The sequence below is a fragment of the Gracilimonas qinghaiensis genome, assembly GCF_046602855.1.
Lineage (GTDB): Bacteria > Bacteroidota > Rhodothermia > Balneolales > Balneolaceae > Gracilimonas.
The window spans coordinates 301650-322535 of sequence record NZ_JBKINJ010000001.1; the positions used below are offsets into that span (position 1 = coordinate 301650).

A 20886-nucleotide genomic window follows, 5' to 3' on the forward strand; every position below is an offset into this window, starting at 1 on the left:
ATTATTAGATGAAAATATTCTTTTCGTCGATGTAGGTCAGAGAGTCAGATTTCCACTCCAGGGTAAGTTTCCAGCGACCGTCCTCGAGATCAGAAACCGGTATGGATTGTCTTCCATCCTCATCTAGCTGAAGTTTGAATCGCTGATCCTGTTCGGAATCATTAGGTCTGTAGAAAGTAACGTGTCCTGACAGTGAATCCGTAATTAAGGGCTGCGGAAAAATGATCTTGATGGAAACGGTCGGCTCATCAAATAAAATAAGAACTGGCGTGTCAAGATTTTTAGCTCTCTGAATACCATCAATGGTTTCCTGATACTGAACGCCTTCCTCATAATGATTCTCTGAAACCAGGTAAAAATCAAGACTGATTAAATAACTTACGGTACTAAGGGTTGCCAATACAAAAACTACGATGGCAATGGTTATTCCGGATCCCCAGTTAAATTTCTCTTTCATAAAATTATTCATTGTAAATATTAGCCGGACCTAAGAATCCGGATGTTACAGTTTCCAGCTTTTCATCACCTGAATAAACCTCGAAGGTTAGTTCAGTTTGGGGCCCGGTCAGTTCTTCAGCTGATAATTGAACCATGAAGCGGCCTTCTGCAGAGTTTTGAGATTCGACCATATCAACGGATCCCAACGAAACAATATTTCCTTCCGGTGCAACTAACCTTATGTCAACAGGAATATCTTCAAATGTCTTATTCAATACTTTGACATTATAAATATTACTGTAGCGATCACCGGGCAATTCCTGATATAAAGTTCCCGGTTCACGCAATATGGTTGTTTCGGTATCGGGTCGCAAAGTCAGTAAGGTGATAAATGTGGTTAAAAGTACCAACAAAATACCGGAATAACCGGCAACACGAGGCGTTAGTACTTTTTGATTGCCTTCACGGATCGCATTCTCTGATGAATACCTGATCAGGCCTCTTGGTTTATCGATCTTATCCATAACAGAATCACAGGCATCAATACAAGCGGTACAGTGCACACACTCAAGCTGTGTCCCATTTCGAATATCAATTCCCATCGGGCAGACTTTAACACATTGATAACAATCAATGCAGTCTCCAAACTCAGAATCGGCGCTGAATCCAAGATCCTCAAGCGTAGCTTTTCTGTTTTCCAACTGATATCGGTCTCTGACGGTGGCTCGTTCTTCCCCCCGAACATAATCGTACATGACGTTGATGGAGTTATTGTCGAGCATCACTGATTGCATGCGGCCATAGGGACACACAAAGTGACAAACCTGTTCACGCATAAAGGCAAAGACTCCATAGAATACTGTACTAAAGATGATCATGGCTGCCAACCCACCGGCATGTTCTGATGGTGGGTCTGTAATAATCTCGAATAACTGGTCTTTTCCGATTATATAAGCCAAAAACATATTAGATATCAAAAAGGCAAGACCAAAGAAAACAGCGTGTTTACTTACCTTTTTACGTATCTTCTCAAAGTTCCAATCCTGCTTATTGAGGCGGATCTGCGCTACGGAATCTCCTTCTATCCAATATTCGATGCGCCTGAAAACCATTTCCATAAATATGGTCTGGGGACATGCCCATCCGCAGAAAAGCCTGCCAAACACGGCGGTAAAGAGTACAATAAAGAGTATAAAGGTTAGCATGCCAAAAAGGAGGAGGTGCAGGTCCTGTGGCCAGAATGTCACACCAAAGATCACAAACTTACGCTCAAGTATATTCAGTAAAAGAAGAGGATTGCCATTTATGGTGATAAATGGGCCACTGAAAAAGAAAGCCAGGAGTAAAACAGCTACAATATTTCTTGCGGTATAAAATCTACCACTTGGTTTTTTGGGATAGATCCAATTTCGCTTTCCCTCTTCATTAACCGTAGAAAGGTGATCACGGAAACTTTGTTGATCTATGCGGCGCTCATCTTGTTGTTTAGCCATTTATTTACCTCATACTGAAAATACTAAAATAGGGTTATAACTTTTGCTTGTTATAAACTCTAACTCTCTTTTTAAAATACTTTTCGTTCTTGATGAAATTATGAATTTTAAATAAAAAGTGACGGAGTTATATGATCCTTACCCCGCCACTTTTCAAATACTACAAACTACATTCAGTGGCTCTTGGATCCGGAGCCTTTGGGTCAGCGGGTTCGGTTCCCTGAATGGAAGCGATGTAACTGATCACGCTTTGAACCTGTTCATTTGTCATCCGTGCTCCGCTACCGTATGCGATCATACCGCGGTCAGGGTAGCCCTCAATGATGCTTTTTGCTACGTCTTCAGCGCTGCATCCATGGATCCAAAGGTTGTCTGTGAGGTTGGGGCCTACCAGACCCTGTCCGTTTTCACCATGGCATGTGTAGCACAAATTATTATTGCTCATATAGATCTCACGGCCTTCTTCGATGCGTTCCTGATCCTCAAGATACTCCCATGTAAACTGGACAGGGGCCGCACCCTCTTCACCCTGAGGTTCCAGGCCATATTGTTCGGCCGCGGCCGCCATTTCCTGCTCATACAATTCTTCCTGAGTAGGTCCGCCGAGCATATAATAATATACCATGTATCCTACGCCCCACGCGATTGTAAAGTAAAACAGCCACAGCCACCAAGTAGGCATATGATTATCCAGTTCACGGATTCCATCATATTCGTGATCCATCAACAGATCTTTTTCGTCGTCAAATACTTTCATTGTTCAGAGTTTTTAGTGTTCATATTATCGTCATCTTCAAGAGGAAGGTTAGCGGCATCTTCCCAGTGTTTTTTCCCTTTTACGATCAGATATATTATTAATCCTACAAAAAATCCGAAGAATATGATCAGAGAAATACTTGGGTAGATACCGATGTCTTCCATTGCACGGAGTACGTTTTTATACATGACGATCAGTCCTCAACCTGAGGTTTAAAGTTAGCTTGCAGGCGTTCATTTGAAGGCAGGTTTTCCCAGGGATTTTTATTGCCCTTGATATCAATACCCATACGCTGCAGATAAGCGATCATAGCAACGATCTTGGAGTCGGAGGTTATTTCGATTCCTTCGATCTCACCAAATCCATTTTGCTTCAACCCATTTACGATGGCATCAGCCTGAGCCATATAATCGCGCATAGCCAGTTCCTCGTAACCTTCAGCATATGGAACACCAACAGTTCTTAATGCTGAGATGCGGTTTGTTATACTTTCAAGGTCCGCTTTTTGAGTGAACATCCACGGGTAAGCCGGCATGATTGACCCGGGTGAGGTAGATGTGGGATCGTACATATGCCGCACGTGCCAGCTATCCGGATATTTTCCACCGATGCGATGCAGATCGGGCCCTGTTCGCTTGGATCCCCACAGGAATGGGTGATCGTACACAAACTCACCGGCCTTGGAGTACTCGCCATAACGTTCGGTCTCTGAACGGAAGGGACGGATCATTTGAGAGTGACAATTATTACAGCCTTCGGCGATGTAAATATCCCTTCCTTCGATCTCAAGGGGGGTATATGGTTTTACACTGGCAATGGTAGGAACGTTGGAATCAACCAGTGCAGTAGGCACATACTCGATGATACCACCGATAAGGATCACACCTAAAGTAAGAGCTGTGAATTGTAAAGGACGCCCTTCCAGACGACGATGCCATTTTTCATTAGTTCCGGCAGCCGGGTCGATGATGCCTTGTGCCTCGTCTACCTCCTGAGCTTCAAAAGAACCCTGACGGGCTGTTTTCCAAAGGTTGTAAGAACCAAAAGATGCACCGATGATGAACAAAGTACCGCCAATGGCACGCAATCCATACATAGGCATGATCTGAGTTACAGTCTCAAGGAAGTTTGGATACTGAAGAAGGCCTTCAGTTGTGAATTCTTTCCACATCAGACTTTGAGTGATACCGCCCCAGTACATGGGGATCACGTAGAAAATGGCTCCCATTGTGGCAAACCAAAAGTGGATGTTAGCCAGCTTCACAGAGTAAAGCTTGGTCTTGTAAATACGCGGAGTGATGTAGTATAACATTGCAAAGGTCAGACCGCCATTCCAGAGCAGGGCACCGTTGTGTACGTGACCAATAATGTAATCTGAGTAGTGAGCGATAGCGTTTACGTTAGCAATTGAAAGCATCGGGCCTTCAAAAGTTACCATACCGTATGCGGTTACTCCAACAACAAGGAATTTAAGTACCGGGTCTTCACGAACACGATCCCATGCACCACGGAGGGTAAGCAGACCGTTAAGCATACCTCCCCAACTTGGTGCAATAAGCATCAAACTGAAAACTGTACCTAAAGCCTGGGCCCAACCCGGAAGTGCTGTATAAAGCAAGTGGTGAGGACCGGCCCAGATGTAAATAAAGATCAGGGACCAAAAGTGGACAATAGATAACCGGTACGAAAAGATCGGCCGGTTCGCCGCTTTCGGGATAAAGTAATACATGATCCCCAGGAATGGGGTAGTGAGGAAAAATGCCACCGCATTGTGTCCGTACCACCATTGTACCAGGGCATCCTGTACACCTGCGTAGATTGGGTAACTCTTAAGTAATGTTGCAGGAACTTCAAACGAGTTCACTACGTGAAGCACTGCTACTGTAACAAAGGTTGCGATGTAGAACCAGATGGCTACATATAAATGCTTTTCGCGGCGCTTCATGATGGTCATGATCATGTTGATACCAAAGATCACCCAAATAATGGTGATAGCAATATCAATTGGCCATTCAAGTTCAGCGTATTCTTTACTGGTGGTGAAACCAAAAGGAAGCGTTAAAACGGCAGATACGATGATAGCCTGCCAGCCCCAAAAATGGATCTGACTGAGTTTTTGGCTCCACATTGGAGTTTTGGTGAGCCGTGGCAACGAGTAATACACACCATAAAAGATAGCATTACCGGCAAAGGCAAAGATCACTGCATTGGTGTGAAGCGGTCGAAGCCGACCGTAGCTCAGTTCAGGTATAAAGCCGAGAAAATCCGGCCAGATCAATTTCAGGGCAATTGTTAGCCCAACAATAAAGCCGATGAGGCCCCACGCCAGCGAGGCAACTCCGAATTTTCGGACAATATCGTTATCGTAATGAAAGGTTTCTAGCGTTGATGATGACATTTACTCATCCCGATGTTTTTGGTTATTGGTTTTTTTATCTGAAGATTTTTTATCAAAGAGCACACGCATAGAAGGGGTATATTGGTCATCGAATTGTCCTGACCGAACCGCCCAGAAAAACAGGCCTAGAAAGATCAGGGCTACCAGCAGACTGAAACCGATCAGCATATAGATCACTTCCATATTGTCAGTCCTCCTTTACGAGCAAAATATCGTGTGGTTAAAAAGGTGAATACCATTACGCTTATAGAACTCAGTGGCATTAGAATTGCGGCTATTAAAGGTGACAAGTGACCGGTGATAGCAAATCCCAAACCAATGGTGTTATAAAGCAGTGAAAGTATAAAGCTTGCGATGATGATTTTCATGCTGCTTTTCGAAAAATCGATAAAACTTTGAAGTTTGTTAAGTGAACCAGCTTCCATTATAGCGTCACATGCAGGCGCAAAAGAGCTGACATCATCTGCCAAAGCAATCCCAAAATTTGATTTTTTAAGAGCTCCGGCATCATTCAAACCATCGCCCACCATGACAACAGAATGTCCTTCATTTTGTAATGATGTGATAAACTCTAATTTCTCTTCCGGTTTTTGGTTGAACAGCAGAGAACCGCTATCACTGAAATAATTCTCAAATTCCTGACGCTGACCTTCATTATCTCCGGAGATGAGAAATAAGCGGACCTGTTCTTTGAGTTTGTTTAATAGGTCAGAAATACCAATTCTCAATCCGGCTTTTATGCCAAAGTATCCCCTATACAAACCATTTATAGAAAGATGTACAGTCGATCCGCTGAAATTTGGATCCGGTATATTTTCAACTTGAATCCCGGATTGTTCAGCCAGAAAAGCTTTGGAACCTAGGCAGATCAGTGCCCCATCCACATCCGCGAAGATACCTTTGCCCGGTTGTTCTTTATAAGCTCTGATCTCAGGCTCGTGATCAGTAGAAGTCTTAAGTATTGATACTAAATTCGATTGCATTTTGACGAGGCGATCTCCCTGATGAAGCCCGGTTGTCATTGAAGGCAAATTGCCACGGGATTTGCTCCCTTCGGTCACCGAATCCCTCGCAATGACAGTCGATAGATAGTTTGTTACTTTTCGGCTCAATGGATGAATGGAGTTTTTACAGGCCGACTTTACCCAAATTTCTTCTTTGCGTGTAAGATCTGAGCCGAAAAAATGAGCATTGGAGGCCTCAGAGTTTGTGAGTGTTCCGGTTTTGTCAAAAACGACAGCGGATGCTTTTGACAAATTCTCGATCAATAGGTGGTTCTTAACAAAAAGTCCGTTCAAAGATAGCACGTTCAAAGCTGAACCAAGAGTAAAGGGTGTAGAAAGTGCCAGCGCACACGGGCAGGCAATGATCAGTACAGCAGTGAAGACTGACAAGGCACCATCCATTCCTGATATTTGTAGCCAGTAAAATCCGGATATAAAGGCGATGCCCAACACGGTCATGGTAAAATAGGGGCTGATCTTGTCAGCAAAAGTAGTAAGCTTCAGCTCCTTTTCGTTGTTCTGAAAAGCCTCATGATTCCAAAGTTTAGTGAGGTAACTGTTGGCAACCTGTTCTTCGGTCAATAATTGAGCAGTACTGCCGATCAATCGTCCTCCGGCGAAAACCCGCTCACCTCTATTTACTGAAACCGGTTCAGATTCCCCTGTAATAAAACTGTAATCAAAATAAGCCTGGTCATTTTGAAGGGTTGAGTCGCAGGGGGCAAGTTCTTGATTACGAAGTTGAATCTTGCTGCCCGGCTCAAGTTTATCAAGAGAAAGAGAGTATTCCCGGCCTTGTTCATCCATGACATTTACAGCAATTGGCAGATAGGATCGGTAATCCCTGTCAAAAGATAAACGGTGAAAGGTTTTTTGCTGAACCAGTTTTCCGATCAAGAGGAAGAATATGAGGCCGGTAAACGAATCCATATATCCGGTTCCTGTCATTGTAACTATCTCGTAAACACTACGGCTGAACAGGGCCAGAATACCTATAGTTATCGGAACATCCAGGTTAATACCTCCCTGTTTGATGGCGGCAAAGGCGGATCGTAAATAATCACTGCTGCTGTAAACCAATACCGGTATAGCAAGTATGATATTCAAGGCACCAAAGAAAATGTGAAAATTTCCGCCCAATCCGCTTCCGGTTGTATCCAGGTAATCCGGAAAACTGAAGAGCATAATATTTCCGAATGCAAATCCAGCCACACCCATCTTCAGCCAAAGGGAGCGGTTTTGATGAGAACTATCTTTTTTAGAATCAAGTTTATCAAGCCGGATTTCAGGTTCGTAACCAATGGTTACTAATTGCTCAACTACATTACGTAGGGAAGTGGCTTCAGTGTCAATAAGAAGAGACAATTCCCGTTTCAGAAAATTAACGCTGCTTTGCAGCACACCCGGGTCTAGTTTCTGAAGATTTTCAAGTAACCATACACAGGATGTGCAGTGTATATTGGGAATGTAGAGACTAAGTGAAAGTTTGTTCTCATCACGAAATTCTGAAATACGTTCGATGACTTCTTCATCTTCAAGATAATCGAAACGAGGGCGGTGCTTGGTATTCTTTAAATTTATGCCCGGATTGGCATCAAGGTCGTAGTAAGAACAAAGACCACTTTCATCTAAAAGCTGATAAGCTGAACGGCAGCCATTACAGCAAAAAGGTTTCTCGTCATAATGAATAGTCTCATCAGCGCAGTCCTCGCCACAATGGTAACAGATCTCAGATGATATGGTTTCAACAGTTGGCTGCATTAGCTTAATGAAGGAACCCCGCTTGAAAATTGCAAGCGCAGATCGAACCAGGCCTGTGTCATTTTTTCATCAACCTGAGCAAATGTAGTTTTCCGTAGCCAGTTTTCAATTTTCTTTCTTTCAGCAGACCAGAACTCATGAAAAGGGCAGGGTTCAACATGTCCACACCCTTCAATTCCCATAAAGCATTTATCAAAAAATTCGGTACCGTCGATGGCGGAAATCACATCCATCATCGTTATTTGATCGATCGGTTTAGCTAAATAAACACCGCCATTGAGTCCACGCTGAGACTTTAAAATACCCGGTTCTTTTAGCTTAGCAAGTACCTGAGATAGGTAGGCGGTTGGGCAGTTCAGTGATTTGGACAAACTGGAAGCAGAAACAGCTCCGTCTCCGGACTGTTTTGATATCGCAATAATTGCCGATATGGCATATTGAGAGCCTTGGGATATTAGCCTCATAGGATGAAAATAAATCAGATAGTTAAATTCTAATACAGATATTAGATTTTAAGAATAATGTTCTGCAGAAGCAATCATTTGAAGGATATTTTTTCTTCTGAAATCAGTCTTGTGATCCTTTGCTTGGCAAGTGTTTACATATAATCGGTTGATACTCCTTAAAGAAAAATTCACAATGGTTGTTTATCATCTGTTCAAAATTATAATTCAATCAACAGAGTAATGAGCAAATACAGAACGGCAGATGAGGCGGTAAAGATCATTAAATCAGGTGACAGGGTTTTTGTGCATGGTGTCTCTGCAACACCGGTTCAGTTAATAGAAGCTATGACCCGCAGACACAACGAACTTAAGAAGGTTGAGGTTGTGCATCTCCATACAGAGGGTCCGGCGCCCTATGCTGATCCTAAGTATAAAGATAGCTTTTTTGTGAATGCCCTTTTTGTAGGGGCAAACGTTAGGAAGGCTATAAACGAGGGAAGGGGTGATTATGTACCTGTATTCCTAAGTGAAGTACCGAATCTCTTTCGGAATAAGATCATGCCACTAGATGTGGCTCTTATCCATGTTTCCCCGCCGGATAAGCACGGATATTGTTCCTTGGGGGTTTCAGTTGATGCAACGGTAGCAGCGGTTCAGACAGCAAAATATGTGGTTGCTCAGGTGAACCCAAATATGCCAAGGACCCATGGCGACGGGTTGATCCATATCAAACAGATCGACGCTCTGATAGAAGTTAATGACGCACTTCCCGAACAAACGGCACCGGAGCCTGATGAAGCCGAGCTGCGTATAGGTCAGTTTTGTGCTGAGCTGATCGATGATGGTGCCACGCTGCAAATGGGTATCGGAGCCATTCCAAATGCGGTACTGAAAAGCCTGACCGGCCATAAGAACCTGGGGATCCACACTGAAATGTTCTCCGACGGAGTTATCGAGTTGGTTGAGAATGGGGTAATAACCGGTAAGAAAAAGAAAATTCACCCGGGTAAGATCGTCAGTGGTTTTGTGATGGGTACACGAAAAACTTATGACTTTATAGATGATAATCCGGCAGTAGCTATGCTGGATATTGCCTATATAAATGATACCGCAGTAATTCGAAGAAACCCTAAAGTTACGGCCATTAACAGTGCTGTAGAAGTGGACTTAACCGGACAGATCTGTGCGGATTCAATCGGAACCTATCAGTACTCAGGCGTTGGCGGACAAATGGACTTTATTCGGGGAGCATCCCTCTCACCGGGCGGAAAACCTATCATCGCACTACCATCAGTTACACGAAAAGGTATCAGTCGGATCGTTCCCCATCTAAAACAGGGAGCGGGTGTGGTTACAACCAGGGCTCACGTACATTATGTGGTAACTGAATACGGTATCGCTAACCTGTATGGAAAAAACATGGGTCAGCGAGCGGAAGCATTGGTGAATATCGCTCATCCGGACCACAGAGAAGAATTGAGTGAGTCACTATATGACCGATTTGGGAAGTAAATCAAATGCAATCAGGATTCGGCTTTTTGGTTCTTTTTAAGAAGTCCTGAAAGGTATAAAATCAAAGTTACGCAGATTCCAGATAAGAATACCGGCATGAAAAAGGGCTCCTGAGGAATGATATTATCATAATAGGCAAATGGGGGTGTCATGAAAAATGTGACACCAATAGCCAATAATAACATTCCGATATTGGATCGGCTTATGTTAAACAAGATCGCTAGAATTCCTGCAGCTGCTAAATAAATGACATTTTTAGTGGTTGCAGCTTCTATACCTAATGATTCCAGGGTCCCTTCCAGAAGCTATAGAACAAACATCTGAGGCATAGGTGAAAATGAGGATAGCATCCAAAATACGCCTACTAACAGAGCGATGTAAATACTGTTCCGTTTATGAGGTGAGAAATTATTTAACATGCTAAAGAACCGGAGTTTAAGTTGAGTCAATAAATAGCAGGAAATTGTTCGTTATAATTAAGTAGACCGGTTAGAGGCTTTTCTTAAATGTTCGTACCTTCAACGTCTCAGATGACTATATTAAGTAGTCTAAAAAAGACAATCTCAAATCACAAGTTTAAAAAATGTCCGCCAATCTCACTCCAAACCCGGAAGTTACTCTTGGGCTCGCTATTGAACACGGTCTTACTGAAGAAGAATTTGAAATGATCAAAACCCGACTTGGTCGTTTTCCAACCTTTACAGAGCTTGGCGTTTATTCTGTGATGTGGAGTGAACATTGCTCATACAAGAACTCCATCATCGAGTTAAAAAAACTTCCTTCTGAAGGCGAAAACCTTTTAGTTGCAGCCGGTGAAGAGAATGCCGGTCTGGTTGATCTGGGTGACGGCCTCGGTTGTGCTTTTAAGATCGAAAGCCATAATCATCCCTCAGCAATTGAACCCTATCAGGGGGCAGCAACGGGTGTCGGCGGTATCCATCGTGATATTTTTACAATGGGTGCGCGACCTGTAGCAAGTTTGAATTCCCTTCGATTCGGTTCCATGGAAAATCCGCGGGTGAGGTATCTTTTGGATGGCGTAGTAAGAGGTATCGGTGATTACGGAAACTCATTCGGTGTGCCTGTGATAGCCGGAGAAGTGGTTTTTGATGAAAGTTATGAAGGAAACCCCCTTGTAAATGCAATGAGTATTGGATTGGTGAAGGAGGGGGAGACGGCCTCTGCTATTTCAAAAGGAATTGGAAACCCGGTGATCATTGTAGGAGCCAGTACGGGGCGTGATGGTATTCATGGTGCGACCTTTGCCTCAGAAGAGATCAGTGAGGAAAGCGAATCCAAGCGACCGAGTGTTCAGGTGGGTGATCCTTTCACTGAAAAATTATTACTTGAGGCGAGCCTGGAAGTTCTTAAAACCGGTGCAGTAATAGGTATGCAGGATATGGGGGCAGCCGGAATTGCATGCTCCACTTCTGAGATGACAGCCAAAGGCGGACAGGGGATGAAGATCGATCTTGATAAAGTTCCGGCACGTGAAGATGGTATGACTGCTTATGAATTACTGCTTTCCGAAAGTCAAGAGCGCATGCTGATCGTAGCCGAGAAAGGACGAGAGCAGGAAGTGATCGATGTGTATGAAAAATGGGATCTGCACGGTGTGGTTATCGGTGAAGTTGTGGAAGGTGATAAAGTTACCTATTGGAAGGAAGATGAGATCAAAGCTGAGATCCCGGCCGAGCATTTGGTTCTGGGTGGGGGTGCTCCACAGTATGTAAGAGAAACTAAAAAGCCGAGTTACCTGGACGAAGTTCAGAATTTTGATTCAGATTCCCTTGAACATTCAGACGACCACGACGGAATCGTGAAGAAACTATTGGGCTCACCGAATATCGCCTCAAAGAAATGGGTGCACGAGCAATATGATACTATGGTCAGAACCAATACCGTTACAGGCCCTGGCGCATCAGATTCCGGTGTGATCCGCATTAAGGGAACTAAAAAAGGGTTGGTAGCCAAAACAGATTGTAACGGCCGGTATGTGTATTTGAATCCTCGTAAAGGAGGTCAGATCGCTGTAGCTGAATCGGCACGAAATGTTGTCTGTTCAGGGGCTAAGCCTATGGCTATCACCAATTGTCTGAATTTTGGCAATCCGTACAAACCTGAAGTGTATTGGACATTCAAGGAAGCTCTTGGGGGAATGAGCGATGCATGCCGCGCCTTGAACACTCCGGTAACAGGTGGAAATGTCAGTTTCTACAATGAAAATCCAAAGAGTGCGATCTTCCCCTCCCCGATCATTGGCATGCTGGGCGTTATAGAAGATGTTGAAAAACACCGAACCACACCTGCATTCAAACATGAGGGAGATATTGTGCTGTACCTCGGAGCTGACAGAAAAGGATTGGGTGGAAGTGAATACCTTAAGACTATCCACGGATTGACAACCGGTGACGCCCCCGAGATCGATCTCGATTTTGAGGTTAAACTACAGGAAGCATTGTTAATAGCGATCAAACTGGGACTTGTTAATGCTGCTCATGATCTGTCGGATGGGGGCCTTGCGACAACCTTGGCTGAAATGGCCATATTTGGTAAAAAAGGAGCTGAACTGTCAGTTGAAACATTGGGCGGTTCAACCCATGAAGTCCTTTACAGCGAAGCCCAATCCGGGGTTGTTATCACTATTCCGGCACCTGAGCTTCAAACAGTGAAACATCACTTTGATGAAGCCGGTGTTCCACTCTATGAATTGGGCGTTGTGAAAGGAAATAAACTCTCGATCAAAGATCTGATCTCCATTGATGTTTCGGAATCCGAAGAGATATACGAGGGTGTGTTGCCAAAGGCTATGGCGGGGTAATTTTGTTGACGGGAGGTCGGTGCAATCACTTTCCTACCCGTAAGAAACAGCAAGCTGTTCTTCTAGTCCCTCCAAAGGCACAGAAGTATAGCGCTACAGTAAAAAGCGTAATCAAGTTCACACTGCCTGATCTACCAAGAACTTGTCTCTCTTCAGCGAGAGACAGAATTTGGCTTTAGCCAGAATCCAGAGAGAGAGGAAAGACGGAAGTCTATTTACACAGCGGATGGTGTTTTATGACATCTCGCAAGATTCTCTGAAATGGGATTGGGAATCCTCAACGGATGGCGGGAAGAGCTGTGATCTGAACTGGGAAATCACCTACAAATAAATGGACTAACGGAACGAAATGTCCTTCACTGGTATTTATTGATGTGACTATTAATCAAGAATGACGTTATAGAATGAAAGACAAGATCGTTTTGATCGTCGGGGGATCCGGCGGAATCGGAAGTGCAACAGCTAAGAAATTTGGTCAGGCCGGCTCAAAAGTAGTACTAGCTGCCCGTAATAAGTCAAAGGCTGAAGAAGTAGCTAAAGAAATTAATGACTCTGGTGGGGAAGCTTTTGCAATAGAAACAGATGCGACTGATCCCAGTGCCGTTGATAAAATGGCTACTGAAGTCGAGAATCAGCTTGGTAAAATTGACGTTCTTATCAACGCATTTGGACAGGGTATCATACAACCATTCATGGATATTGATCCGGCCGACGCCAAAGAAGTTATAGAGGTAAATGTATACGGGACTTTTCTTGTAACTCAAACGGTCATGAAACATATGAAAGAAGATGAGCCCACCTCAGTGGTCATGTTTCCGGGTACCATGGGGAAGTTTGTTATGAAAAATGCCTCCGTTTATGCCGCTTCTAAATTTGCGATTCAGGGCTTTACAAAAGCACTCATCGAGGAACAGCGAAGAGGAAAAACTAAATTCTCACTTCTTTATCTAGGTGGAGTGGATACTCCATTCTGGGATGATAAACGAATAAGCATGCGTGTCAAAAAAGAGATGATGCTTACAACAGAAGAAGTAGCTGATGCAGTGTTCTACGCAGTTGATCAACCTTCCGGTTCTGTTCTTAACGAAATGGTGATACAGCCTCAGAGCCATCAGCTGGTTTAATTAACCTTCTAACTTTATCAGGTCTTCACTTAATTGTACCTATTTACATGTTAAATAGTATCCACTTTTAATATTTGTTGCCCGTATATTCGTTTTTTATCATTAGACGGCACTAAACAAAGAAAGGAAGGTTTAAAGTGAGTGACGAAAGCCCGTTGATCCTTGTTATCGAGGATACCGAAGTTATTTATGAACTTTTACTATATAAGCTCAAAAAAAGCGGTTATCGGGTAGAGCATCGTGCGAATGGTAAAGAAGGTCTGGATGCCGTAAAAGAACTTAAGCCTGATCTGGTATTACTTGACATTATGCTGCCGAGCATGAATGGGTTTGAAGTACTCAGAAATATCAAGGAAGATCCGAAAATCAAAGATATCAAGGTGATCATGCTAACGAGCAAGAACCGGGAAGAAGATATTATGAAGGGCCATAAACTTGGAGCAGAACGGTATATTGAAAAACCTTTCAAACCAAATATACTCATGCTTAGGATAGAGGAAGTCCTGGGAAGTTAATGCTTATCTAAATCTTCCCGAACATGGATATATCCATTTATTTGCTTGTTATTGTTTCTCTTATCCTGTTGGGACTAACCTTGTTATTATTTCTGAGTGCCGTGTTCATTCGTCTGAGACATCGAAAATGGGCTACAGAGATCGATCGATATCGAAAAAAAATGCTTCCGCATGTGCTCAATTTTCTGGAAGAAGGAAATGAAAAAGAAGTAGAAGAGCAGTTTACAGGCGCAAAACTTGAATATTACGCTTTCGAAAAGATAGTGACTGAGATGTTGTCTCAGGTAGAAGGCAACGATGCTGATAAATTGAAAAAACTGTTATTTCTTGATCCAATATATGATCATCACTACAAATTACTTACTTCAAAAGATGACGTTGACAGGGTTAAAGCTTGCAACTATTTCAGTAATGTTCAGTTGGAAAACTCTAAAGTTATCAAAAAACTGAAGGGGTACTTAAATTCACCGAACCAAATGCTGGTGTTTTCTGCTGCTACTGCGTTGATGGGAAGTGAGGATGTACACCTCCGGGTTGAGGCACTTTGCAGCGTAGCTAAGAAAAATGCCATTTCTAACATGGCTCTGATCGAGCTGTTCCATAAATTTCACTCTGATGAGGAGGATCAAAATGAAATTGAAGGAGAAGCTCTTAAAATCGTATTGGAAAATCAGGATATTACTCCTGAGAACCGAGCTTTGTTCATAAAGGGAATCACTGAGATCGGATATTATAACCTTGTAGACTACTTGCTGGAACATTTGAAAGAACCAGCTAAAGATTGGGATCATCCGGAGATATTGGTGGCCAATATAAAAGCACAAAGTGAGTTCAACAACATCAAAAGCATAAAGGTGATGCGCAAGTATCTTGATCATGAATCACCCGAAGTAGTTTCTGCAGCAGTGAGTGAGTTAAGTGATTATGGCAGTGAAGAGGATCTGCCATATTTTAAGTATTTGTTGGAGCATAGCGACAACAAAGTAAAAAAAGCTGCTGTGTACGCCTTGCTTAAAAATAATGTGAAAGAGACAGAAATAGTGCACGAAGTTCCAGAAGGTGATATGGAGTCGATCACTAAATACGTGATGATGTATATGAATGAAAACCGTGACAGGAAACGTCCTTAATGGCTGAGATCAAAGAAATACTGCAACAATTCGTGAACTTTATGGACCCTGCAGAGTGGGTTTTCATAGGGTATTTTCTTGTAGTGAATTTGACTTACATCATGCTGGTTATCATTTCATTTTTCTATATACGGCAACAGCAAAATTATTATCAGGTATTCAATTTAAAAGGTTTATTCAATTCAAACCTCTACAAACCGGTCAGCATTCTGTCGCCCGCTTATAATGAAGAGGTCAACATTATCGCTTCCGTTGAAGCCCTGCTTCAGCTGCATTTCTCTGATTTTGAAGTGGTGGTAATAAATGATGGAAGCACCGATAGCACACTAAAGCTTCTGCTCGACTATTTTGAGCTCTACGAGATCGATAAGCCGGTAGATCTTCCTATTGAACACAAACCGATCAAAAAGGTCTATCGATCAGCGATCTATCCGGAACTCAAAGTAGTGGATAAAGAGAATGGTGGAAAAGCAGATGCTTTAAATACAGGGATCAACGTTGCTTCAAAAGACCTGGTATGTTCCATTGATGCAGACTCAATTCTGGAACCCGATGTGCTCCTCAAACTGCTAAAAGCTTTTATGGAAGAAGAGAACGTGGTTGCCGTTGGTGGAATTGTCAGAATCGCTAACGGATGCACGATAGAAGACAATATTGTAAAGAAAGTGGATCTTCCGAAAAGCTATCTTGGTCGGATCCAAACCGTGGAATATCTGAGGTCATTCCTATTTGGGCGGGTCGGTTGGGATTATCTCGACAGTTTGTTGATTATTTCGGGAGCTTTTGGTGTGTTCGATAAAAAAGCAGTGGTTGAGGTAGGTGGCTATTTAGATGATACGGTGGGAGAAGATATGGAGCTGGTTGTACGTCTGCATCGCTATTTTAAGGAAAGAGGTGAAAAGTACAGCGTGCGATTTCTACCGGAACCGGTCTGCTGGACCGAAGTGCCTGAAAGCTGGTCGGTTTTGGGAAGGCAGAGGAACCGCTGGCAGCGCGGACTTGCTGACACTATGATGCGTCATAAAAAAATGCTGCTGAATCCGAAGTATGGCAGATTGGGAATGCTGGCTATGCCTTATTTCTTCTTTATAGAAATGCTGGGTCCGGTGGTGGAGCTGTTTGGTTTTGCTTATTTCCTGATCGCTCTTTTTTTGGGAGGATTCAACTCAACATTTGTGCTGCTGTTTCTGACGGCTTCTGTTTTCCTTGGGATGGTACTTTCGGTGACTTCCGTACTGTGTGAAGAACTTTCTTTCAGACGCTATCCTACCTTGGGAAATATAGCTAACTTAACTCTGTATGCTTTTTTGGAGAATGTTGGATATCGACAGATCCACACATGGTGGAGATTTAAGGGTTTGGTCGACTATGTGAAAGGGGATAAGGGATGGGGGGTTATGACACGAACCGGCCTGACTTCAAAAACCAATGTGAACAAGGGACTTAAAAGGATCAAAGAGTCGGTTTCAAATTTATTGGGTTCGCTAAAATATTGGGTAGTCGTTTACGGCGTCACGTTAATTGTTATAGTTCTGATCCTGCATGTGCTGATCGATAACGGAATTATTCCTGATGTGTATTCGATGATCAGGTCAGAACTTGGAATTTGATGAAAACTGAGGTAATGTTGAATATTATGAACCATCAAAAAAGAAATTGTCAGAGAAAAAGTAACAGTACGTTCAGCTTGTTTAAAAAGTTAATAATGATACTCATGCTGATGTTTTCAGCACAAACAGCCGTTGGCCAAACTGTTGAAAATGTAGATATGGCTTTTAAGGAAGCCCGTGAATTGGCATTTGACGGTCAGCGTGAGGAAGCAAGAAAATTAGCCTACGCTATTTTGGAGCGATCTCCTGATTATCATGGTGTGCGAATTTTAATCGCCCGAACCTATGCCTGGGATGGCAGTTATGACAAAGCGCGTAAAGAATTGAATTACGTGCTGGAACGCCACCCGGATCATAAAGATGCTCTCTTCGCTGCTATTGATAATGAGCGATGGGCCGGGAATGAAGAGGCTATGCTGAATTACTCAAAACAGGCAGTTAAACATCATTCCGTTGATAAGGATGTACTCTTGAAGCGCGCTGAATCGTTGAATTCGGCAGGTAAGGATAAAGAGGCTCTGCAGGTCCTCAATCAGCTTGAACAGATCGATAAATCAAATGTAGAGGCTCAACAGTTAAGAAAGAGTATCAACATTTCCGGTCAGGATTATACGCTGACCACAGCTTACACCTATGACACTTATGAGGATGTATTTGATGATATTCACAAAGGATACGTTCAATTGTCGCGTCGCACCAATTATGGGTCGGTTATTGGCCGAATAAACTATCAGCGCAGGTTTTCTATTGATGGCTTACAGGCCGAACTCGATTTTTATCCATCTATTGCAGAGGGTTGGTACGGGTACGTGAGTGCCGGGTATTCATCAAGTTCACTGTTTCCTGAATTCAGATCCGGTGCTGAGTTGTTTAAGAGTCTGCCCGGCGCTTTCGAAGTTTCTGCCGGATTCAGATATCTTAACTTCAGCAGTGATGTCTGGATCTTTACCGGAACCGTTTCAAAATATCAGGGAAATTGGTTGTTTACAGTGAGGCCGTACATTACCCCTAATTCTGTTGGGGTATCACGGTCTCTTAGTTTTCTTGCTCGGAAATATCTGGCCGGACCCGAAAATTATGTCACTTTTCGCGGTGGTTTTGGATTTTATCCTGAAGAGCGACGCTTTCAGGATGTTTCGGGTGATGTATTTTTTACAGAGTCGCAGTTTGTTGGCATCGATGCGTACAAAGAACTTCGATATAACCTTTCAGCATTTCTCTCACTGGATCTGACCCGACAGGAACTTGCTTTTGACCCTGACAATTTTATTAATGTAATCACCCTGAATGGGGGAGTAGTCTATAAATTCTAATTCTCTGAAAGCTGAACCTGCAGGTCGCGCAGGTTGGTATTATCAGGATCGAGGTTGAGCCCTTTATTTATCCAGAATTTTGCACTGTCCTTTCTGCCAAGCATGTAGAAGGATCTTGCTTTTCTATAGATCAAAGGTAGGTAGGTGTTATCTATGGCCAATCCAATTTCGGCATGCTCAAGGCTTTTTTCCTGCATTCCCTGCCAATAAAAGACATCACTCAGGGCGCTGTAAGTGTCCTGATAATCAGGTGCTCTCTTCATGACTTCTTTAAACTGTGAAATGGCATTATCATAATCTCCGCTCCAGGCCATGGTTCTTCCATGAAGGAGCCTGGCATCATGAAAGTTAGGTGACCGCCTCAAAACATGCCTTAGTAGTATCTGGGCATACTCATAATTAGAATTGAAAGCTGAATCCCGTGCTATGTAAAACAACTCTGAATTGTTGAGCTCTGTAAGGTTTTTATCTCTTAGAAACTGTATCTCGTTGTTAAGTTGCAGGAATTCTCGTTCTTGAGTTTCATTCAATTCAATAAGCTTGTTTTCAGTAGTTACATACCTATTGGTTCGTTTGAAAGCTTCAAATTCTTGATAGATCCGATCTTTAAGATTGGGATCATTGATCTCACCGAGCAACATACCTTCAAATAGTTTATACAGACGGTTGTCAGAAACAAAATACTCTCCTGATAAATAATCGGCCATGTTGTTCTTTGTCCTCATAAATGGAATTTTCTTATTAGAAACAAACTCCTCGCTGGTGCTTAGTTCACTTCCGAGCCAATGGACCTGATCAGGTATATTAATTTCATTTTCAAAATTGGCTGAAAGATAAGCCGTCAGAGTCGGTGCAACATCAAGATGAGAAGACACTCCTTTGAACTGCTTGCTTTCTTTGAGCAATGGGGAGTAGATCATAAATGGAACGTAATAACGGTCAATACGATCCCGATGTGGAATGGGGACCATTCTATGATCTCCGGTTATGATGAAGATAGTGTTGTCAAAATCTTGCCGCTGTTTGTACCCTTCAATAAGCTGTCGAATGGAGTCGTCCGTATAGAGTAATGCCTTAAAAAGCTCAGGGTGATCACGATACGTTTGCATGTCTTCTTCAGATAGTTTCAGACGTTGAAGCCGCTGCTCATAAAGGCGGTCAAATCTATCAGTGTTTGGAATGATGAACGGCTCATGAAAATTTAGAGAAAAGAAGATATCGAGGCGTGGCTCATTGTTGCTGAAATCATCTAAAAAGGTGAAGGCAAAATCGTAAAGATCATGATCAGAATATCCCCAGCTAAAACCACCTTCGATCTCATCCATTCGCTGATAGGTATCCGGAAAACGGGATGAATTGACCAAAAGGTCTATCCCTTGTCGCTCCAGGAAGAGATCCAGGTTATCGAAGGTTGTATCGTATCCGCCAAAATAACTGGTCTGGTATCCACTATCATCCAGAATGGAAATGAGTGAATGATGTTCAGGCATGCGATAGCCAAGATCCATGAATCCGCTGTTGCCATAAGGAAGGGAACCGAAAATAGATGGCTGTGCATTGAAAGAACGCCCACTTGTTGCCAGGAAATGGGTCCAGTAAAGACTTTCAGAAGACAGTGAATCAAGAAATGGTGTAAATCCTCCGTAGGAGGCATTTGGGTTCACGACGGTCCCTCCCAGGCCTTCAACTATTATAAAAACAAAATTTGGCGGGTTGTCAGGTTTATTCAACAGAGGACCTAGAACATCTTCTGTATCCGGTTCCTTCATAAAAGGATATTCGGCCCCGGTATACTCTTCATTGGTTAGCTTGGAAAGTAAGTGGCTTGCTGTTTCACCGAAAAAATACGACGCCTTATTCACTGACAGGGCATAGGTTAACTCAAGTTCATGATCATCTTTTGATGGATAGGTCAAAAAACTTAACAGGCCGCAAATGGCAATTACGATCAGGAACATGTTTTGGAAAAAGTCGCTGAGCTGCAGCTTTCTCAAGCTTTTTGTACCGTAAATAAACATCAGTGGAAAAAAGATGAGCGGGGCGATCTCATTAAATCCAAAGCTTACCGAGGTACTGACTGTATCAGAGATCTCAGTGAACTCATAAGCCCAGAAGTCAGCACCTAAAAGTACCAATACCTCGCCAAAATACTGTATCAGGGTAATGTAGATTATGATGAAAAGTACAATGAGTGCCTTGATATTCTTTGAGGCATAATTCGGAATCACTTTAGTTAGTAAAGCCCAAAATAGGATCAGTACAACCGCCCAGAATGAAAATAAGAAAAGATCGGGGACAAGGGCTTTCAGATATATCATGAAAGATCCTTCAGGCAGGGTGAAGTTCTGGGAAACCAAAACGACCTCATACACACGGATCAATAAACCTAAAAGTAAAAATGTGATCATGGTGGCGATCACATTTTTAAATTCATGTTCAGAAAATGGAAGGTAGTTGAGGATGGTTTTCAAGCGCCTGTGTCTCTGTTGTATTAAAATTGAGTCGGCTGTTAAAATACCATCGTTAAGTTAGTGTTTCTATCACTAATTAAGTGAAGTGAGTTT

At 42.8% G+C, this 20886-nt stretch carries 16 protein-coding genes; 7 read left to right on the forward strand and 9 right to left on the reverse strand.

Features of this window, described 5'->3' with window-relative positions:
* Positions 1-4 precede the first annotated feature (4 nt).
* The 8 genes from ACKGJO_RS01370 to ACKGJO_RS01405 all read right to left on the reverse strand — a co-directional run bounded on the left by ACKGJO_RS01370 (position 5) and on the right by ACKGJO_RS01405 (position 8315).
* A complete protein-coding gene (locus ACKGJO_RS01370; RefSeq protein WP_411321607.1) occupies positions 5-457 on the reverse strand; it encodes a FixH family protein in 453 nt (150 codons plus the stop codon).
* A gap of 4 nt (positions 458-461) precedes the next feature.
* On the reverse strand, positions 462-1931 hold the full coding sequence (ccoG, locus tag ACKGJO_RS01375; protein WP_411321608.1) for a cytochrome c oxidase accessory protein CcoG: 1470 nt from the start codon (positions 1929-1931) through the stop codon (positions 462-464).
* 160 nt (positions 1932-2091) lie between these two features.
* A complete protein-coding gene (locus ACKGJO_RS01380; protein WP_411321609.1) occupies positions 2092-2688 on the reverse strand; it encodes a cbb3-type cytochrome c oxidase N-terminal domain-containing protein in 597 nt (198 codons plus the stop codon).
* Positions 2685-2876, reverse strand: a complete 192-nt coding sequence (locus ACKGJO_RS01385) for a cbb3-type cytochrome oxidase subunit 3 (protein WP_411321610.1) — start codon at positions 2874-2876, stop codon at positions 2685-2687. The genes ACKGJO_RS01380 and ACKGJO_RS01385 overlap by 4 nt, the downstream gene beginning before the upstream one ends.
* Positions 2877-2881: 5 nt before the next feature.
* Positions 2882-5086 (reverse strand): cytochrome-c oxidase, cbb3-type subunit I, encoded by a 2205-nt coding sequence (ccoN, locus tag ACKGJO_RS01390; RefSeq protein ID WP_411321611.1) that lies wholly within the window; start codon positions 5084-5086, stop codon positions 2882-2884.
* Positions 5087-5269, reverse strand: coding sequence for a cbb3-type cytochrome oxidase assembly protein CcoS (ccoS, locus tag ACKGJO_RS01395; protein WP_411321612.1), 183 nt, complete (start codon positions 5267-5269; stop codon positions 5087-5089).
* Positions 5260-7851 (reverse strand): heavy metal translocating P-type ATPase, encoded by a 2592-nt coding sequence (locus ACKGJO_RS01400; protein ID WP_411321613.1) that lies wholly within the window; start codon positions 7849-7851, stop codon positions 5260-5262. The genes ccoS and ACKGJO_RS01400 overlap by 10 nt, the downstream gene beginning before the upstream one ends.
* Positions 7851-8315 carry an RrF2 family transcriptional regulator gene (locus tag ACKGJO_RS01405; protein ID WP_411321614.1) on the reverse strand — a complete coding sequence of 155 codons (465 nt, stop codon included), beginning with the start codon at positions 8313-8315 and terminating at the stop codon, positions 7851-7853. The genes ACKGJO_RS01400 and ACKGJO_RS01405 overlap by 1 nt, the downstream gene beginning before the upstream one ends.
* A gap of 222 nt (positions 8316-8537) precedes the next feature.
* On the opposite strand from ACKGJO_RS01405, the gene ACKGJO_RS01410 reads away from it, so the two are divergent.
* The 7 genes from ACKGJO_RS01410 to ACKGJO_RS01440 all read left to right on the forward strand — a co-directional run bounded on the left by ACKGJO_RS01410 (position 8538) and on the right by ACKGJO_RS01440 (position 18322).
* Positions 8538-9809: an acetyl-CoA hydrolase/transferase family protein gene (locus tag ACKGJO_RS01410; RefSeq protein ID WP_411321615.1), complete on the forward strand. Its 1272-nt coding sequence runs from the start codon at positions 8538-8540 to the stop codon at positions 9807-9809.
* Between the two features lie 583 nt (positions 9810-10392).
* Positions 10393-12630: a phosphoribosylformylglycinamidine synthase subunit PurL gene (gene purL / locus ACKGJO_RS01415; protein ID WP_411321616.1), complete on the forward strand. Its 2238-nt coding sequence runs from the start codon at positions 10393-10395 to the stop codon at positions 12628-12630.
* 404 nt (positions 12631-13034) lie between these two features.
* Positions 13035-13754, forward strand: coding sequence for an SDR family oxidoreductase (locus tag ACKGJO_RS01420; protein WP_411321617.1), 720 nt, complete (start codon positions 13035-13037; stop codon positions 13752-13754).
* A 137-nt stretch (positions 13755-13891) separates the two neighbouring features.
* Positions 13892-14269 (forward strand): response regulator, encoded by a 378-nt coding sequence (locus tag ACKGJO_RS01425; RefSeq protein WP_411321618.1) that lies wholly within the window; start codon positions 13892-13894, stop codon positions 14267-14269.
* Positions 14270-14292: 23 nt separating this feature from the next.
* The gene (locus tag ACKGJO_RS01430; RefSeq protein WP_411321619.1) at positions 14293-15399 is read left to right on the forward strand and encodes a HEAT repeat domain-containing protein; all 1107 of its coding nucleotides are present in this window, start codon (positions 14293-14295) and stop codon (positions 15397-15399) included.
* Positions 15399-17009, forward strand: coding sequence for a glycosyltransferase family 2 protein (locus ACKGJO_RS01435; RefSeq protein ID WP_411321620.1), 1611 nt, complete (start codon positions 15399-15401; stop codon positions 17007-17009). Before ACKGJO_RS01430 ends, ACKGJO_RS01435 begins: the two co-directional genes overlap by 1 nt.
* A gap of 110 nt (positions 17010-17119) precedes the next feature.
* The gene (locus tag ACKGJO_RS01440) at positions 17120-18322 is read left to right on the forward strand and encodes a YaiO family outer membrane beta-barrel protein (RefSeq protein ID WP_411321621.1); all 1203 of its coding nucleotides are present in this window, start codon (positions 17120-17122) and stop codon (positions 18320-18322) included.
* Here ACKGJO_RS01440 and ACKGJO_RS01445 read toward each other — a convergent pair.
* Complete coding sequence (locus ACKGJO_RS01445; protein WP_411321622.1) at positions 18319-20793, reverse strand: sulfatase-like hydrolase/transferase; 2475 nt, start codon at positions 20791-20793, stop codon at positions 18319-18321. The genes ACKGJO_RS01440 and ACKGJO_RS01445 overlap by 4 nt on opposite strands.
* Positions 20794-20886: the final 93 nt, after the last annotated feature.

Coding starts and splice junctions, on each gene's coding strand:
- ACKGJO_RS01370 (WP_411321607.1), bottom strand. CDS start 457: ATGAAAGAGAAATTTAACTGGGGATCCGGAATAACCATTGCCATCGTA.
- ccoG (WP_411321608.1), bottom strand. CDS start 1,931: ATGGCTAAACAACAAGATGAGCGCCGCATAGATCAACAAAGTTTCCGT.
- ACKGJO_RS01380 (WP_411321609.1), bottom strand. CDS start 2,688: ATGAAAGTATTTGACGACGAAAAAGATCTGTTGATGGATCACGAATAT.
- ACKGJO_RS01385 (WP_411321610.1), bottom strand. CDS start 2,876: ATGTATAAAAACGTACTCCGTGCAATGGAAGACATCGGTATCTACCCA.
- ccoN (WP_411321611.1), bottom strand. CDS start 5,086: ATGTCATCATCAACGCTAGAAACCTTTCATTACGATAACGATATTGTC.
- ccoS (WP_411321612.1), bottom strand. CDS start 5,269: ATGGAAGTGATCTATATGCTGATCGGTTTCAGTCTGCTGGTAGCCCTG.
- ACKGJO_RS01400 (WP_411321613.1), bottom strand. CDS start 7,851: ATGCAGCCAACTGTTGAAACCATATCATCTGAGATCTGTTACCATTGT.
- ACKGJO_RS01405 (WP_411321614.1), bottom strand. CDS start 8,315: ATGAGGCTAATATCCCAAGGCTCTCAATATGCCATATCGGCAATTATT.
- ACKGJO_RS01410 (WP_411321615.1), top strand. CDS start 8,538: ATGAGCAAATACAGAACGGCAGATGAGGCGGTAAAGATCATTAAATCA.
- purL (WP_411321616.1), top strand. CDS start 10,393: ATGTCCGCCAATCTCACTCCAAACCCGGAAGTTACTCTTGGGCTCGCT.
- ACKGJO_RS01420 (WP_411321617.1), top strand. CDS start 13,035: ATGAAAGACAAGATCGTTTTGATCGTCGGGGGATCCGGCGGAATCGGA.
- ACKGJO_RS01430 (WP_411321619.1), top strand. CDS start 14,293: ATGGATATATCCATTTATTTGCTTGTTATTGTTTCTCTTATCCTGTTG.
- ACKGJO_RS01435 (WP_411321620.1), top strand. CDS start 15,399: ATGGCTGAGATCAAAGAAATACTGCAACAATTCGTGAACTTTATGGAC.
- ACKGJO_RS01440 (WP_411321621.1), top strand. CDS start 17,120: ATGTTTTCAGCACAAACAGCCGTTGGCCAAACTGTTGAAAATGTAGAT.